Annotated in this window: 16 protein-coding genes; 11 read left to right on the plus strand and 5 right to left on the minus strand. The window is 36.0% G+C overall.

The genetic code is table 11. The features are described 5' to 3' along the window. Positions 1-205 precede the first annotated feature (205 nt). Positions 206-1,678, minus strand: a complete 1,473-nt coding sequence (gene speA, locus BG05_RS12095) for an arginine decarboxylase (RefSeq protein WP_002128878.1) — start codon at positions 1,676-1,678, stop codon at positions 206-208. 383 nt (positions 1,679-2,061) lie between these two features. On the opposite strand from speA, the gene BG05_RS12100 reads away from it, so the two are divergent. Next, positions 2,062-2,331: a UPF0223 family protein gene (locus tag BG05_RS12100; protein WP_003191110.1), complete on the plus strand. Its 270-nt coding sequence runs from the start codon at positions 2,062-2,064 to the stop codon at positions 2,329-2,331. Positions 2,332-2,411: 80 nt separating this feature from the next. Here BG05_RS12100 and BG05_RS12105 read toward each other — a convergent pair whose 3' ends face one another. Further along, the gene (locus BG05_RS12105) at positions 2,412-3,038 is read right to left on the minus strand and encodes a YktB family protein (protein WP_002014864.1); all 627 of its coding nucleotides are present in this window, start codon (positions 3,036-3,038) and stop codon (positions 2,412-2,414) included. Between the two features lie 205 nt (positions 3,039-3,243). Between BG05_RS12105 and BG05_RS12110 the strand changes: the two genes are divergently transcribed. After that, positions 3,244-3,432, plus strand: coding sequence for a hypothetical protein (locus tag BG05_RS12110; protein WP_002121995.1), 189 nt, complete (start codon positions 3,244-3,246; stop codon positions 3,430-3,432). Between the two features lie 88 nt (positions 3,433-3,520). After that, positions 3,521-4,312 (plus strand): inositol monophosphatase family protein, encoded by a 792-nt coding sequence (locus BG05_RS12115; RefSeq protein ID WP_002033721.1) that lies wholly within the window; start codon positions 3,521-3,523, stop codon positions 4,310-4,312. 43 nt (positions 4,313-4,355) lie between these two features. Here BG05_RS12115 and BG05_RS12120 read toward each other — a convergent pair whose 3' ends face one another. Next, on the minus strand, positions 4,356-4,535 hold the full coding sequence (locus BG05_RS12120) for a DUF5325 family protein (RefSeq protein ID WP_000400127.1): 180 nt from the start codon (positions 4,533-4,535) through the stop codon (positions 4,356-4,358). 140 nt (positions 4,536-4,675) lie between these two features. Between BG05_RS12120 and typA the strand changes: the two genes are divergently transcribed. The 3 genes from typA (at position 4,676) to BG05_RS12135 (ending at position 7,276) form a co-directional block, all read left to right on the plus strand. Next, the gene (gene typA, locus BG05_RS12125) at positions 4,676-6,520 is read left to right on the plus strand and encodes a translational GTPase TypA (protein ID WP_002014867.1); all 1,845 of its coding nucleotides are present in this window, start codon (positions 4,676-4,678) and stop codon (positions 6,518-6,520) included. A 160-nt stretch (positions 6,521-6,680) separates the two neighbouring features. Next, the gene (locus BG05_RS12130) at positions 6,681-6,983 is read left to right on the plus strand and encodes a YlaH-like family protein (RefSeq protein WP_002014795.1); all 303 of its coding nucleotides are present in this window, start codon (positions 6,681-6,683) and stop codon (positions 6,981-6,983) included. A gap of 17 nt (positions 6,984-7,000) precedes the next feature. Next, on the plus strand, positions 7,001-7,276 hold the full coding sequence (locus tag BG05_RS12135; protein ID WP_002014793.1) for a hypothetical protein: 276 nt from the start codon (positions 7,001-7,003) through the stop codon (positions 7,274-7,276). A gap of 35 nt (positions 7,277-7,311) precedes the next feature. On the opposite strand, the gene BG05_RS12140 is transcribed toward BG05_RS12135, so the two are convergent. Then, positions 7,312-7,512: a YlaI family protein gene (locus BG05_RS12140; protein ID WP_002094429.1), complete on the minus strand. Its 201-nt coding sequence runs from the start codon at positions 7,510-7,512 to the stop codon at positions 7,312-7,314. A gap of 145 nt (positions 7,513-7,657) precedes the next feature. On the opposite strand from BG05_RS12140, the gene BG05_RS12145 reads away from it, so the two are divergent. Both BG05_RS12145 and BG05_RS12150 read left to right on the plus strand, forming a co-directional pair. Then, entirely contained in the window at positions 7,658-8,113 is a 456-nt protein-coding gene (locus BG05_RS12145; protein WP_002014791.1) for a PNPOx family protein, read from the plus strand. A 246-nt stretch (positions 8,114-8,359) separates the two neighbouring features. Further along, entirely contained in the window at positions 8,360-9,688 is a 1,329-nt protein-coding gene (locus tag BG05_RS12150; protein WP_002088317.1) for a PhoH family protein, read from the plus strand. Positions 9,689-9,737: 49 nt separating this feature from the next. On the opposite strand, the gene BG05_RS12155 is transcribed toward BG05_RS12150, so the two are convergent. Continuing rightward, positions 9,738-10,235 carry a molybdopterin-binding protein gene (locus tag BG05_RS12155; RefSeq protein WP_002014789.1) on the minus strand — a complete coding sequence of 166 codons (498 nt, stop codon included), beginning with the start codon at positions 10,233-10,235 and terminating at the stop codon, positions 9,738-9,740. 150 nt (positions 10,236-10,385) lie between these two features. Here BG05_RS12155 and BG05_RS12160 point away from each other — a divergent pair, with 150 nt between their 5' ends. The 3 genes from BG05_RS12160 to pyc all read left to right on the plus strand — a co-directional run bounded on the left by BG05_RS12160 (position 10,386) and on the right by pyc (position 15,759). Next, on the plus strand, positions 10,386-10,673 hold the full coding sequence (locus BG05_RS12160; protein ID WP_000135698.1) for an Fpa/YlaN family protein: 288 nt from the start codon (positions 10,386-10,388) through the stop codon (positions 10,671-10,673). A gap of 125 nt (positions 10,674-10,798) precedes the next feature. Beyond that, positions 10,799-11,980, plus strand: a complete 1,182-nt coding sequence (locus BG05_RS12165) for an FtsW/RodA/SpoVE family cell cycle protein (protein WP_002033727.1) — start codon at positions 10,799-10,801, stop codon at positions 11,978-11,980. Between the two features lie 332 nt (positions 11,981-12,312). After that, positions 12,313-15,759: a pyruvate carboxylase gene (pyc, locus tag BG05_RS12170; protein ID WP_003191127.1), complete on the plus strand. Its 3,447-nt coding sequence runs from the start codon at positions 12,313-12,315 to the stop codon at positions 15,757-15,759. The last annotated feature ends 19 nt before the right edge of the window (positions 15,760-15,778 follow it).

The raw sequence follows: 15,778 nt of genomic DNA on the forward strand, positions 1-15,778 counted from the left end.
GTACCGTAGCTCACGAACCTATACGATTTGTTGTGAGAGTGGTGATGGCACACCGCAATCTTGCACGTCAGCGATACCAGAAATGGACTTCGCCTTAGGTAGCAAGAATCCCACTGATGTTAGTCAGCTTGCCCCATTAGGGTGGGAATGTCAAATTCTTTAGTATCGTATGAAAAAAAGAGAAAAAAGGTGAAAGAAAAGCCTATCAACTGATAGGCTTGTACTCTTTAATAACACGTAATGTTTGTAATGTCATATCTTCAGGACCTTGTACAGGTAACCCAGCTTCTAAATTTTTAAGAATATACTCTAAGTTATCTTGTGTAATAATTTCCCCCGGAGTAAAGATTGGAATCCCTGGCGGATAAACCATAACAAAATCAGCTATAATACGACCTGCTGCGTTTTCAAATGGAATGACTTCTGTTTCTGAATAAAAAGCATCTCTAGGAGAAAGTGCTAGCACAGGTATTTCTGGTATTTCTACTTGTACTTGAACACCTTTGTCTGCTCTATTTCTATATGTTGCTGCTAAATCTTGTAATGCTGTAATAAGTGTATCTGTTTCACTTTCTGTATCTCCAAATGTGATAAGACAAAGTATGTTATATAAATCAGAGAGTTCTACTTCAATGTTGTAATGTTCTCTAAGCCATACTTCAGCCTGATGGCCTGTAATACCTAAATCTTTTACAGATACAATTATCTTTGTAGGATCATAGTTAAAAGTAGCATCTGTTCCTAGCATTTCTTTTCCGGGACAATAAAGATGCTCAATAGCATTAATAGCATCACGAACATGCTCAGCTAATTGTATTGTTTGTTCTATGAGAGCTGTTCCTTCTGTAGCAAGACGTTTTCTAGCAACATCAAGGGATGCTAACAAAATGTAAGAAGTTGATGTAGTCGTAAGCATGCTAATAATGGATTGGACATGCTTTACGTTCACAAGACCTTCTTTTACATTAAGAATAGAGCTTTGGGTTAAAGACCCACCTAATTTGTGAACACTTGTTGCTGCCATATCTGCACCTGCTTGCATAGCTGATATTGGTAGTTCATCATGAAAATGGATATGAACACCGTGAGCCTCATCAACAAGTACAGGAATATCGTAAGAATGAGCTAATTCTACAATCTGCTCTAAATCTGCAGCAAACCCAAAATATGTTGGATTTATAACAAGTAAGCCTTTCGCATCTGAGTGCTCTTCAAGAGCCTTTTTGACAGATTGAATTGTGATCCCATGTGAAATACCGAGCTTCGGATCAATCTCAGGATGCATGAAAATTGGTTTTGCACCTGAGAAAATAATAGCTGACATTACTGATTTATGCACATTCCGTGGCACGAGGATTTTATCCCCAGGACCGCACACGCTCATCACCATTGTCATAATTGCACCACTTGTACCTTGAATAGAAAAGAACGTATGATCTGCACCGAAAGCAGCGGCTGCTAAATCCTGTGCTTCTTTAATCATACCTTTTGGATGATGTAAATCATCGAGCGGCGCAATATTAATTAAATCAATTGCTAATGCATTATGCCCAATAAATTCGCGAAATGTAGGATCCATGCCCTGTCCTTTTTTATGACCAGGAATATGGAATTGAACTGGATTTCGCTTACTGTGCTCAACTAAAGCGGTAAACAATGGTGTTTCGTATTGGGACAATCTATACACCCCTTCTTCTTCGTAATATTTATTAGAGTTTGTTTTATATGATTTCATCTCATTCTAAAAGGAAATTAAGATGACAAACTTTTAGAACTTGACTTGTTTTTCTGCCATTCGCAAAAGCCTTTTTGGGGATGGTAGTCTCACTTTATTCTCTATAAAACAAAAGCATTATATCACCAATAATTATAGATGTATAGAAAAATCGCATTTTCAAGGTGAGTATGTTTAATAGTTATATTTTAAATACTGCAAAGAGGAAGACAATTCCATTGAAATGGATAAATGGTGTATAATGCAGAGTGGCTATAGTGAAGAATAAAAGGTTGTCTTAAAGGTAGCATAATGGAAAAAGAAAGAATACTGAATGAGGTGCAAAAATGGAATATCAATATCCACTTGATTACGATTGGTCAAATGAAGAAATGGTAGCAGTTGTAAAGTTTTATGAAGCGATTGAAAAGGTATATGAAAAAGGAGTTTTGAGAGAAGATTTGATGGAATTATATCGTCGTTTTAAAGAGATTGTGCCATCGAAGGCAGCGGAGAAAAAAATTGATAAAGAATTTCAAGAAGTAAGTGGATATTCTATATATCGTACGATTCAAAGAGCAAAAGAAGTAGCGGAAAAAAAGATTGTAAAAATGTAAAAATATTTTGAAAATTAAAATGCAAAGTGCTATAATGTGATAACAACTAAAAACGGACAATATAAATTGTCCGTTTTCTACTATCGATTACAAAGTGCATATAAAGGAAGGAGTGGTTGCATCGTAGATTCAATCTTAGCAAGGAATTGTTCGTTGGTCATTGCTGAAAACTCCTCTGGTGATATATGAATACCGACTAATAACTCTGCTTTTTTCACAGTAGCTAAACGTTCAATCATCTTTTGTAAGTCTTCCGTTTCAAGCGTTTTATGTAGTTTTACACCTGGTTTAGTATGGTCAATGGACCAAACGAAGTCATTTGGAATATTTGTTTTTAAATCATTTAAATGTTCTAAGAAGGCGTGAGCCGTCTCCACTTTTTGTGGACACTCATAGATTAAACCAAAGTATATGAAGGCGTGAGTACCCCATAAACCAATTTGAAAGTGTGGTAACATTTTATATCCACGTTTATTTGTTGAAAAAGCAACCCAAGTATCGTTTGGTGGATTGACTTTGCGGCGTGCATGTTTTGCTACATGGTAGAAAAAGTTTTCATCAGTTTGTTGTGATAAATATTCTGCAAATTGTTCCCCTAAAGCTTCTAGCTTAGGATGAATATTCGTTTTAATTGCGCTCATTCGTTCTTCAAGACCATCAACAGTAAAGACTTCAAAATCAGTTGATGTGAATGTTTGTAGTGTCATGATTGTTCCTCCAACTCCTATTTTGTTTTAATTTTAGCATAGCTTGTACTATTCATAAAAAAAACATCACAAAAAAATTTAAATAAAAAAATATAATTTTGTTGCATAGATGATTTATCCAACATAGTATAGTATAAAACAAAAAATCAGAAAATTGAATCAATTCTAGTCCGAGGGCAGACGAATATTGGGAGGAGGCAAAAAAATGAGACAGGTGATTAATGCGTTAAAGAGAACAGATGCTGAAAAGAGAATTCCGGTGCTACGTTTGGAGCTAGATTATGAATTAGCAACTTTATATGATGCGATGATGGATAACGACAAACAGAAAAAAGAAGAGTGCGTACAAAAATTAGAAGTGTTAAGACTTGAAATGATCCGTTTAGAAGCGTAATAATAGTATATGTATAAATAATTAGTTGGTGCGAACCTTATAAAGGGTTCGTTTTTTCTGTGAACAGTATAGATCGGAGTGTTTAAACATGCAAGAAGTATGGAAAGACATCGATACACACGCGAAACAGTGGATTCGAGAAGCCGGAGAACAATTAATGGCGTCACTGAAAAAAACACTTATTATAGAAACAAAGTCAAATGCAGCTGATCTAGTAACAAATATGGACCGAGAAACGGAGCAGTTTTTAATTGGGAAAATTAAAGAAACATTCCCGGCTCATAACATTTTAGGAGAAGAAGGCTATGGAGATGAGATTACCTCTTCTAATGGGGTTGTTTGGTTAATTGATCCAATTGATGGCACGATGAACTTTGTTCATCAAAAAAGAAATTTCGCAATCTCAATCGGGATTTATGAGAACGGTATCGGAAAGATTGGTCTTATTTATGATCCAGTTCATGACGAACTATATCATGCGGTAAAGGGAGAAGGGGCTTTTTGCAATGATTTAGCTATTCCCATGTTGGAAAAAGGAACGGTAGAGCATGGAGTTATAGCTTTGAATGCGATATGGCTTACTGATAATCCATTGCTTAATATGGAAAAAATGATGATGCTCGTTAAGAAGGCGAGAGGTACGAGGTCATATGGTTGTGCAGCATTAGAAATGGTATATGTTGCCACGGGAAGATTAGACGCATATGTAACACCGCGCTTATCGCCATGGGACTTTGGCGGGGGACAGATTATTGTAGAGGAAGTTGGCGGTAAAGTGACAACGTTCTTGGGAACGCCTCTTTCTATTGTAGAGAAAAGCAGTGTGTTAGTTGCAAAACCAGGAGTATACGAAGAATTATTACCATTTGTATCGCAATAATGAAAAAAGTAAGAGGCATAAAGAAGCTTCTTACTTTTTAATGTTATTGCGATTTACGCATTTTTCTTTTTGTTACAAAACCGTATCCAACTGTAACAAATGTGCCGATAATGCAAATAATAATGCCGATGGGACTATTTTCAGCAATCATAATTCCGATACCAATTAAGAAGATAACACCGATAATTGCTGTTAATAAAAAGCGATATTGAATGTGTTCCATTTCTTCACCCTCCAATCTTATTTTACTTTCACAAAAGTAAGAATACAACTATATTTTCATTCTTGATTTTATTTTGATTGCCATTGTATCCCCTTCGCTCTTATAATAGAGAAGGATTAAAAAGACATTAGGAGTTGGACATGTTGAAAAAACGACAAGATTTACGAAATATAGCAATTATTGCCCACGTTGACCATGGTAAAACAACACTTGTTGACCAGTTATTACGTCAAGCGGGGACGTTCCGTGCGAATGAACATATTGAAGAACGCGCAATGGACTCAAATGATCTAGAAAGAGAACGTGGTATTACAATTTTAGCGAAGAATACTGCGATTCACTATGAAGATAAAAGAATTAACATTTTAGATACACCTGGTCACGCTGACTTCGGTGGAGAAGTAGAACGTATCATGAAAATGGTTGATGGTGTTCTACTTGTAGTTGATGCATATGAAGGTTGTATGCCACAAACACGATTTGTTTTAAAGAAAGCTCTTGAGCAAAACTTAACTCCAATCGTTGTTGTAAACAAAATTGACCGTGACTTCGCTCGCCCTGATGAAGTAGTTGATGAAGTAGTTGACTTATTCATCGAACTTGGTGCAAACGAAGATCAATTAGAGTTCCCAGTTGTATTTGCATCAGCAATGAACGGAACAGCAAGCTTAGATTCAAATCCAGCAAATCAAGAAGAGAATATGAAATCATTGTTTGACACAATCATTGAACATATTCCAGCACCAATTGATAACAGCGAAGAGCCACTTCAATTCCAAGTAGCACTTCTTGATTACAATGACTATGTTGGTCGTATTGGGGTTGGACGCGTATTCCGCGGTACAATGAAAGTAGGACAACAAGTTGCATTAATGAAAGTTGACGGAAGTGTAAAACAATTCCGTGTAACTAAATTATTTGGTTACATTGGATTAAAACGTCAAGAAATTGAAGAAGCAAAAGCTGGAGATTTAGTAGCTGTTTCAGGTATGGAAGACATTAACGTAGGTGAAACGGTATGTCCGGTTGAGCATGAAGAGGCTTTACCATTATTACGTATTGATGAGCCAACATTACAAATGACATTCCTTGTAAATAACAGCCCATTTGCAGGTCGTGAAGGTAAATTCATTACTTCTCGTAAAATTGAAGAGCGTCTTCGTTCACAATTAGAGACAGATGTAAGTTTACGTGTAGATAATACAGATTCTCCTGATGCATGGATCGTATCTGGACGCGGAGAGTTACATTTATCAATCTTAATTGAAAACATGCGTCGTGAAGGTTATGAACTACAAGTATCTAAGCCTGAAGTAATTATTAAAGATGTCGATGGCGTAAGAAGTGAGCCTGTAGAGCGCGTACAAATCGATGTTCCTGAAGAATACACTGGTTCTATTATGGAATCAATGGGCGCACGTAAAGGTGAAATGTTAGATATGGTGAATAACGGAAACGGTCAAGTTCGCCTTACTTTCATGGTTCCAGCACGTGGGTTAATTGGTTACACAACAGAATTCCTAACATTAACTCGTGGTTATGGTATTTTAAACCACACATTTGATTGCTACCAACCAGTACATGCTGGACAAGTGGGTGGACGTCGTCAAGGTGTTCTAGTTTCACTTGAAGCAGGAAAAGCATCACAATACGGTATTATGCAAGTTGAAGACCGTGGTGTAATCTTCGTTGAACCAGGTACAGAAGTATATGCTGGTATGATCGTTGGAGAACATACACGTGAGAATGATTTAACAGTTAACGTTGTAAAAATGAAACAACAAACTAACATTCGTTCTGCGACGAAAGATCAAACTTCAACAATGAAAAAACCACGCCTAATGACTTTAGAAGAGTCATTAGAGTACTTAAACGATGACGAGTTCTGTGAAGTAACTCCAGAATCAATTCGTCTACGTAAAAAGATTCTTGATAAGAGTGAGCGCGAAAGAGCTGCTAAGAAAAAGAAATCTGTTGAAGCATAAAATAATAGAACAGCTACCTTTTATAAAGGTAGCTGTTTTTTTGTTTTATGTTTATTTTTTTAGAATATTTACTCTTTTTTGTAGACAGTATTTTTTTTGCGAGTTACTCTTGTATTAAGTACATAAAGAGAATTTGTTTCATGAGAAGGGGTGAAAGATAGTGTTAGAAAGAATGTCATTTTTCGCGAAACTTTGTAAAGTTGATGAAAATCCAGAGTTAGGGATGTGGTTACTTTATGGAACAATAATTTTATTAAGTGCACTTGTATATAATTTAGGATTTGCAAGGAAGCTATCGGTACTAAAAAATATAGTGATATATATTTCTTTAGCAATTGGATGCACGGTATTAACTTTTTTTGCAGTTTTTTTACCCGTTGGAGAGGGGCTTGTTGTAGCGGCAATTGTACTTGGAATTTATAGACTGCGTTTACGTCAAGCTAAACAACAAAAAACAGGGTGAAAAAAGGAGGGGCTTTCATGCGCTCAGTACAAGATGCATTATATAATTGGTTAACAATTAAAACGGTTGCGGAAGCACGTCCAGATGATAGAGCTGCACAAGAAACGTATGTATTATTTCAAAATATGATATATGAAGAGCATAAATTACGAAATGTAGAAGTTGAAAAGAACGAGGAAATGTATTTGATTACATATGAAATTGATGGAGAAATAAGGTGTGCAAGATTTCCGGTAGAAGCCATTGATTGTTTTTTGGATCAGATGAATCGTGAACCAGAAAAATACAAATAAGTCCTTATCTATATGATTAAGGACTTATTTCCGGTTTACCAATCGTCTTCTACTTTTTTATCACGATATAATCGGAAATTACCACTCGCATGGCGTTCCATAGTACGCTCTGCAATTCGTTCCGTACATTCCATGCACATATATGTATGAATAGGGCGATTACGCAGTTTTTTTGCCATAGGATTTTCGTCATCTAACATATCTTTTTTATCACAAATCATACATCTGACTCTCATTTCGTCACCTCAATACGAATTCTATCAGTATAAGTATATCATGGAAGCATAATGTTTTTGAATAATAGCGGGAAAAAATAATATTTTCGCAATTCGAAAAATAGGTTATGATAAGGATATATAAATAATATTTGGAGGTGGAAATATGGCGAATGTAGTTGAGCCTACATTGACAGGTGATTTAGTACAATCTTTGCGTAAAGAGTGTATCGTTATGATAGCAACAACAGATTTCGAAAAACAAATTCCTAACGTAAGTGCTATTTCTTGGGTATATGCAGTGAGTGAAACTAGTATTCGATTTGCGGTAGATCAACGCTCACGTATTGTGGGGAATATACGGCATAGTGCAGGGGTTGTATTGACTATAATGGCGAATGAATCCGTATTTTCCATAAGTGGTGAAAGTGAAATTTTAACAGATAGAATGGAAGGGATTCCTCTAAAATTAACGGTAGTAGAAGTGAATGTACAAGAAGTTCGTGATGTTATGTTTTATGGTGCGAAACTTGCTACTGAACCAACATATGAAAAAACATATGATCTTCGAGCAGCTAAAAAGCTTGATAACCAAGTATTAGTAGGAATGAAAGAATTATAAAGAAGATGAATAGGAACATCGTTCATAAACTTTTACAAGTGAGTATTGTGATTTAATGTGAAAAATTATAATAAAAAGTAATATATTGAATAGAAATGAATAAAAAATAAAGAAAAGGTTTAATTTCTATGAATTTCGATTCTACCTCGTTTTTACGGTACATATAATTATAACAATGGTTCGTCCATATTTTATGGATGAAACCCTTGTTCTACAAATTTAAAAGTGGAGTCAGGGGGTAACAGGTTGGATAAAATTTATGTGTTAGATACGAATGTACTTTTGCAGGATCCTTTATCTATTTTTTCATTTGCAACAAATGAAGTAGTGATTCCAGCAGTTGTATTAGAAGAGGTTGATTCGAAAAAACGTTATATGGATGAAGTAGGACGAAATGCTCGCTATGTATCTAAGTTAATCGACAAATTTCGCGAAATAGGAAAGCTGCATGAAAGTATTCCGTTAGAAAACGGCGGTACATTTCGTATTGAATTAAATCATCGCTCATTTGTTCAACTGCAAGATATTTTTGTAGAAAAAACAAATGATAATCGAATTTTAGCGGTAGCGAAAAACCTCTCTTTAGAAGAACAAGAAAAAGAGGACGGGAAATCAGTTATTTTAGTAAGTAAAGATGTACTCGTAAGGGTAAAAGCTGATGCAATCGGATTGCAGGCCGAAGATTATTTAAGTGACCGAGTAATCGAAGTGGAAAATATATATTCAGGATTTTTAGAAGGGTATATATCAAAAGAACAGTTAGATTATTTTTATGAAAAAGGTGAACTACCTTTATCTGAAATCGCAAATCATCCTTTTTATCCAAATCAGTTTGTTGTAATGAAAGATGCACTAGGGGGTTCTAGTTCTGCACTTGGGATTGTGGATCATTTAGGTAAGAAGGTAAAAAAACTTATTTTTCACAATGAACAAGTGTGGGGGATACGCCCACGAAACGTGCAGCAAATTATGGGATTAGAATTGCTACTTCGGGAAGATATTCCACTTGTAACGTTAACAGGGAAAGCCGGTACAGGAAAAACGTTACTTGCATTAGCTTCGGGACTAATGCAAACGGAAGATTTAGGGTTATATAAAAAACTACTTGTCGCGAGACCAATTGTACCGGTAGGGAAAGATATAGGCTATTTACCAGGAGAGAAAGAGGAAAAATTAAGACCGTGGATGCAGCCGATTTTTGATAATCTAGAGTATTTATTCAATACGAAAAAGCCTGGGGAGCTAGATGCTATTTTAGCTGGAATGGGTTCGATTGAAGTAGAAGCGCTTACCTATATACGCGGGAGAAGTATTCCAGACCAGTTCATTATAATTGACGAGGCACAAAATTTAACGAAGCATGAAGTAAAGACGATACTAACAAGGGTAGGCGAAAAAAGTAAGATTGTATTAATGGGGGATCCTCAGCAAATTGATCACCCGTATTTAGATGAATATAATAACGGTTTAACATATGTTGTAGAGAAGTTTAAAGAACAACGTATTAGTGGTCATGTAAAGTTTGTTAAAGGAGAGCGTTCTAATTTAGCACAACTAGCAGCGGATTTATTATAAAAAGGAGTGAGCTTAAGCTCACTCCTTTTTTGCCTTTTAATTATACAATTTAAATGATTGTAAATTTACGGATGTTACGAATCGGATTTTGTCTATTAGATCCATCATGGAAATATAGATGAACAGGCCCGTCTTCTCGTAATGGTTTACCTTCTTTTGAAAAACCGAGAATAGCTTTATGGGCTGTTTCTAACGGAAGTGTAATTGTATTGTCTGTGGTTTCAATTTCGACATGAGTAGCATCTTCTAAAATTTCAGCATTTTTTAGAAATGGATGAAGTGGTATGCCAAAGGTCCCGTTAATAAGCTGTTCTTTTTTATATTTCTTTACACTTTGTTGTATTGGCGGGAAGGCAGCACCATCACGGATTTCGCGATCCCAATGCTCTGAAGTATGTTTTAAGTATGTTTCTAATTCGGATGATTCTTCTCTAGTTTCATCAAAGTAGGTTGTCAAATCTATTTTTCGATCATCGAAAATCCATACAGTTGGATCGATAGTGATTGGAAAACGAACTTTTCCATTAATAAATAAAATTTCGCTCATTGTTGTTCCCCCATTTGTGTTATACTCCCACTTTTCAGTATAATAGTATTAGACACTGTTGTCACAAAAAATGTTTCTATTGCAATTTATTAAAACTATCGCTAATATTAATAGATATGAGAGAGTAGGACGGAAACGGAGGGAATCAATTTGGCGTCTGAGACAGTATCAAATCATCAGGAAAAGGCACTAGCCCTTCTACAAGCGGATGCAGAGAAGATTTTAAGACTTATTAAGGTACAAATGGACAATCTTACAATGCCGCAATGTCCATTATATGAAGAAGTTTTAGACACACAAATGTTTGGACTATCCCGCGAGGTCGATTTTGCGGTTCGCCTTGGTCTTATTGCAGAAGAACAAGGGAAAGCAATGTTAGGAGAGCTCGAACGTGAGTTGTCTGCACTTCATGAAGCATTTACAAACAAACAACAATAACGGGTTCAAATAAGGGGGCTCAAACTGAAATAGTTTGGGCTTTTTATTTGTATAATAAAGAAGGAAGAACCTATATACATATGGAATACAACAATAATTAAATTGAAACAGAAAGAGGAAATGAAATGAAAAAAGTATGGAAATCGATGGATTATTCCTTATTACTTCCTCTTGTTATCTTATGTGTGTTGGGAGTTATAATGGTATATAGTTCTAGTTCCATTGTTGCGATTTCGTCGAGACATAACTGGCCAGCAGATTACTTTTTTAAAAAACAATTATTTGCTCTAGCTGTTGGAACGATAATGTTAGCGATTATCGTTGCCATTCCTTATAAGTTGTGGAGAAAGCGAATAGTTTTGATCGCAATGGGAATAGGGAGTATTGGTCTATTAGCAGCAGCCTTTCTTTTCGGTCAGGTCATAAATGGTGCAAAAGGATGGATATTAGGTATACAACCAGCTGAGTTTGTGAAAATAACGGTTATTATTACGCTAGCAAACTTTTTTGCTAAGAAACAAGAAACGCAAACAGCTTTTGTACAAGGGATAATTCCTCCTCTAGCTGTTGTCGGTGGAGCGATGGGATTAATTTTACTTCAAAATGACTTAGGGACCGATATACTAATAGGTGGAACTGTACTGATTATGTTCTTTTGTTCAGGAGTTAATGTTAATTTAAGTATAAAGCGATTCCTCTTAACGTCTATAATATGGATTCCAGCGTTATATTTTATTGGGAACTATAAGTTAAGTCAGTACCAAAAAGCTCGGTTTTCAGTTTTTCTTGATCCATTTAACGATCCTCAAAATGATGGGTTCCAATTAATAAATTCTTTTATTGGAATTGCTTCAGGAGGGCTAAATGGTCGAGGGTTAGGGAACAGTGTGCAAAAATATGGATACTTACCAGAACCGCAAACAGATTTTATTATGGCAATTATATCTGAAGAACTTGGATTTATAGGCGTAGCTGTCATTTTAATCTGTTTACTACTTATTATTATTCGGGCATTTAGGGTTGCACAAAAGTGCAGAGATCCGTTTGGAAGTTTAATAGCAATTGGAATTGCAAGTTTGTTTGGAGTTCAAACTTTTATAAATGTTGGTGGTATGTCTGGGTTAATACCGCTTACAGGGGTACCATTACCGTTTATAAGTTATGGTGGTAGTTCTTTATTGGCTAATTTACTTGCAATGGGTATACTGTTAAATATTGCTAGTTATGTAAAACGACAAGAGAAACAACAAAACAAATTGACTAACGAAATAGAACAAGGTGGACCGCATCTTGTTGTTGTAAAATAAAAAACACATTGAGCTCTAGAGTTCAATGTGTTTTTTATTTTGTTAGATTTTAAATGTGATACAATATTGATTGTTATAAAACGAAAAGTATATTACATTTAAGTGAATGTGATATACAATATTGTTGTTAGAAAAGGAAGAGGTATGCTATACTATTTTTGTGAAACAAATCGATCAGAAAACTTATCATTTGTTGAAAAATAAGGTATGATGGATAAAATAAAGTGAAGCTTTCTAAGTATAATATAATGTAGAAAGTGAAGAACTTCACGCTCTTTAGAGTGTGTATGTATTTTATCTCTAGAGTGGTAGGAAAATAGAGGGGGAAAATCATGACAAAGCTGCAACGTATTCAAAAAGTATTGGTAGCTAACCGTGGAGAGATAGCAATTCGTGTGTTCCGAGCATGTTCAGAACTTGGATTAAACACAGTTGCGATCTATTCTAAAGAGGATAGCGGTTCTTATCATCGCTATAAAGCCGATGAGTCCTATTTAGTTGGGGAAGGGAAAAAGCCAATTGATGCTTATCTAGATATTGAAGGCATTATTGAGATTGCGAAAAGTAATCATGTAGATGCAATCCACCCTGGATATGGTTTCTTGTCAGAAAATATTCAATTTGCAAAACGTTGTGAAGAAGAAGGGATTATCTTTATCGGTCCAAAAAGTAAGCATTTAGACATGTTTGGAGATAAAGTTAAAGCAAGAACACAAGCGCAGCTAGCACAAATTCCAATTATTCCTGGTAGTGATGGTCCAGTAAATTCAATAGAAGAAGTTGAAGAATTTGCTGAAAAGTATGATTACCCGATTATTATTAAAGCATCCCTTGGTGGCGGCGGTCGCGGTATGCGTATTGTACGTGCTAGTGAAGAATTAAGAGAATCGTATAATCGCGCGAAATCAGAAGCAAAAGCAGCCTTTGGTAATGATGAAGTGTACGTTGAAAAATTCGTTGAAAAACCTAAACATATAGAAGTACAAATTTTAGCAGATGAAGAAGGTAATGTTGTTCATTTGTATGAGCGTGATTGCTCTGTACAACGACGCCATCAAAAAGTAGTTGAAATTGCACCGAGCGTGTCGCTTTCAGATGATTTGCGTCAGCGTATTTGTGATGCTGCAGTAAAGTTAACGAAAAATGTAAATTATTTAAATGCTGGAACGGTAGAATTCCTTGTAAAAGGTGATGAGTTTTACTTCATTGAAGTAAACCCACGTGTTCAAGTTGAACATACGATTACAGAGATGATTACAGGAGTGGATATCGTTCAATCGCAAATTTTAATAGCTGATGGACATGCATTACATAGCAAAATGGTAGGTGTTCCTAAGCAAGAGGAAGTGGTTGTGCATGGATTTGCAATCCAATCTCGTGTAACAACAGAAGACCCACTTAATAACTTTATGCCTGATACAGGAAAGATTATGGCGTACCGATCAGGTGGTGGTTTTGGTGTTCGTCTTGATACAGGTAATAGTTTCCAAGGTGCAGTTATTACACCGTACTATGATTCTTTACTTGTAAAAGTTACTACTTGGGCACTTACTTTTGAACAAGCCGCTGCAAAAATGGAACGTAACTTAAAAGAATTCCGTATTCGTGGTATTAAAACAAATATTCCATTCCTAGAGAATGTAGTAAAACATAAAAACTTCTTATCAGGAGAATATGACACTTCATTTATTGACGCGTCACCTGAACTATTCTTGTTCCCGAAACGTAAAGACCGCGGAACAAAAATGTTAAATTATATTGGTACAGTAACAGTAAATGGCTTCCCGGGAGTAGGGAAAAAAGAGAAACCAATTTTCCCAGATGCTCGTATACCAAATGTGATACACTCAGAGCCAATGCAAAATGGAACGAAACAAATTTTGGATGAGCGTGGAGCGGATGGATTAGTAAAGTGGGTACAAGATCAAAAGCGTGTACTTTTAACTGATACAACATTCCGTGATGCACATCAGTCATTACTTGCAACTCGTGTTCGTACAAAAGATTTACATCACATTGCAGAGCCGACAGCGAGAATGTTACCAAACTTATTCTCAGCAGAAATGTGGGGCGGTGCAACGTTTGATGTTGCATATCGTTTCTTGAAAGAAGATCCATGGGAACGATTACTAGATCTTCGTGAAAAAATGCCAAACGTTTTATTCCAAATGTTACTTCGTTCTTCAAACGCAGTTGGATACAAAAACTATCCAGATAATTTAATTCAAAAATTTGTAGAATGTTCCGCGCAAGCCGGAATTGATGTGTTCCGTATTTTTGATAGCTTAAACTGGGTAGAAGGCATGAGAGTTGCAATTGATGCTGTACGAGATACTGGTAAGATTGCAGAAGCAACAATGTGTTACACAGGAGACATTCATGATCCGTTACGCAGTAAATATGATTTAAATTATTATAAAAATTTAGCAAAAGAGTTGGAAGCATCAGGAGCTCACATTTTAGGAATTAAAGATATGGCGGGCTTACTAAAGCCAAACGCAGCATATGATTTAGTTTCAGCACTAAAAGAGACGGTGTCGATTCCAATTCACCTGCATACACACGATACGAGCGGAAATGGTATTTTAACGTATACGAAGGCGATTGAAGCAGGTGTTGATATTGTTGATGTAGCGGTGAGTTCTATGGCTGGTCAAACGTCACAGCCGAGTGCGAATACATTATACTATGCGTTAGGTGGAAACGAAAGACAACCAGATGTTAATATAGACTCATTAGAAAAACTATCTCATTATTGGGAAGATGTACGAAAATACTATGCTCCATTTGAAAGTGGTATGAATGCTCCTCACACAGAGGTATATATGCATGAAATGCCGGGTGGACAGTATAGTAATCTTCAACAACAAGCAAAAGCGGTTGGTTTAGGAGATCGCTTTGATGAAGTTAAAGTGATGTATCGCCGTGTTAATGATATGTTTGGCGATATTGTAAAAGTAACACCATCATCTAAAGTTGTCGGTGATATGGCATTATTTATGGTTCAAAATCACCTAACAGAACAAGATATTTTAGAACGTGGACATGCTATGGACTTCCCAGGATCTGTTGTTGAAATGTTCTCTGGAGATTTAGGACAACCATATGGTGGTTTCCCGAAAGAATTACAAAAAATTATTTTAAAAGGGAAAGAGCCATTAACAGTAAGACCGGGTGAATTATTAGAACCAGTAGATTTTGATGCTTTAAAAGAAGAGTTATTCCACAAACTTGGACGCGAAGTAACAATTTTTGATGTAGTCGCATATGCATTGTATCCAAAAGTATTTATGGACTACGAAAAAGTTGCTGGGATTTATGGAAATGTATCTGTGCTTGATACACCGACATTCTTCTATGGTATGAGACTTGGTGAAGAAATTGATGTGGAAATCGAGCAAGGTAAAACATTGATGGTTAAACTAGTTTCCATTGGGGAGCCACAGCCAGATGGAAATCGTGTGCTTTACCTGGAGTTTAATGGACAACCGCGTGAAATCATAGTGAAAGATGAAAGCGTGAAATCAACTGTTGCACAGCGTGTGAAGGGGAATCGTGAAAATCCAAATCATATTAGCGCAACGATGCCGGGAACTGTTATTAAAGTAGTTGTAAAAGAAGGCGATGAAGTGAAAAAAGGTGATTCCATGGCAATTACAGAAGCTATGAAAATGGAAACGACGGTTCAAGCGCCATTTAGTGGTAAAGTGAAAAAAGTATATGTAAATGATGGGGATGCAATTCAAACGGGAGATTTACTCATTGAATTAGATCATTAAAATAAAGAAAAAGAGCTGT

This window comes from Bacillus mycoides, from assembly GCF_000832605.1.
GTDB lineage: Bacteria > Bacillota > Bacilli > Bacillales > Bacillaceae_G > Bacillus_A > Bacillus_A mycoides.

Bases quoted from the DNA above. Each gene is read 5' to 3' on its own strand.
- BG05_RS12100 (WP_003191110.1), top strand. From the start codon at position 2,062: ATGGAATATCAATATCCACTTGATTACGATTGGTCAAATGAAGAAATG.
- BG05_RS12105 (WP_002014864.1), bottom strand. From the start codon at position 3,038: ATGACACTACAAACATTCACATCAACTGATTTTGAAGTCTTTACTGTT.
- BG05_RS12110 (WP_002121995.1), top strand. From the start codon at position 3,244: ATGAGACAGGTGATTAATGCGTTAAAGAGAACAGATGCTGAAAAGAGA.
- BG05_RS12115 (WP_002033721.1), top strand. From the start codon at position 3,521: ATGCAAGAAGTATGGAAAGACATCGATACACACGCGAAACAGTGGATT.
- BG05_RS12120 (WP_000400127.1), bottom strand. From the start codon at position 4,535: ATGGAACACATTCAATATCGCTTTTTATTAACAGCAATTATCGGTGTT.
- typA (WP_002014867.1), top strand. From the start codon at position 4,676: ATGTTGAAAAAACGACAAGATTTACGAAATATAGCAATTATTGCCCAC.
- BG05_RS12135 (WP_002014793.1), top strand. From the start codon at position 7,001: ATGCGCTCAGTACAAGATGCATTATATAATTGGTTAACAATTAAAACG.
- BG05_RS12140 (WP_002094429.1), bottom strand. From the start codon at position 7,512: ATGAGAGTCAGATGTATGATTTGTGATAAAAAAGATATGTTAGATGAC.
- BG05_RS12145 (WP_002014791.1), top strand. From the start codon at position 7,658: ATGGCGAATGTAGTTGAGCCTACATTGACAGGTGATTTAGTACAATCT.
- BG05_RS12155 (WP_002014789.1), bottom strand. From the start codon at position 10,235: ATGAGCGAAATTTTATTTATTAATGGAAAAGTTCGTTTTCCAATCACT.
- BG05_RS12165 (WP_002033727.1), top strand. From the start codon at position 10,799: ATGAAAAAAGTATGGAAATCGATGGATTATTCCTTATTACTTCCTCTT.
- pyc (WP_003191127.1), top strand. From the start codon at position 12,313: ATGACAAAGCTGCAACGTATTCAAAAAGTATTGGTAGCTAACCGTGGA.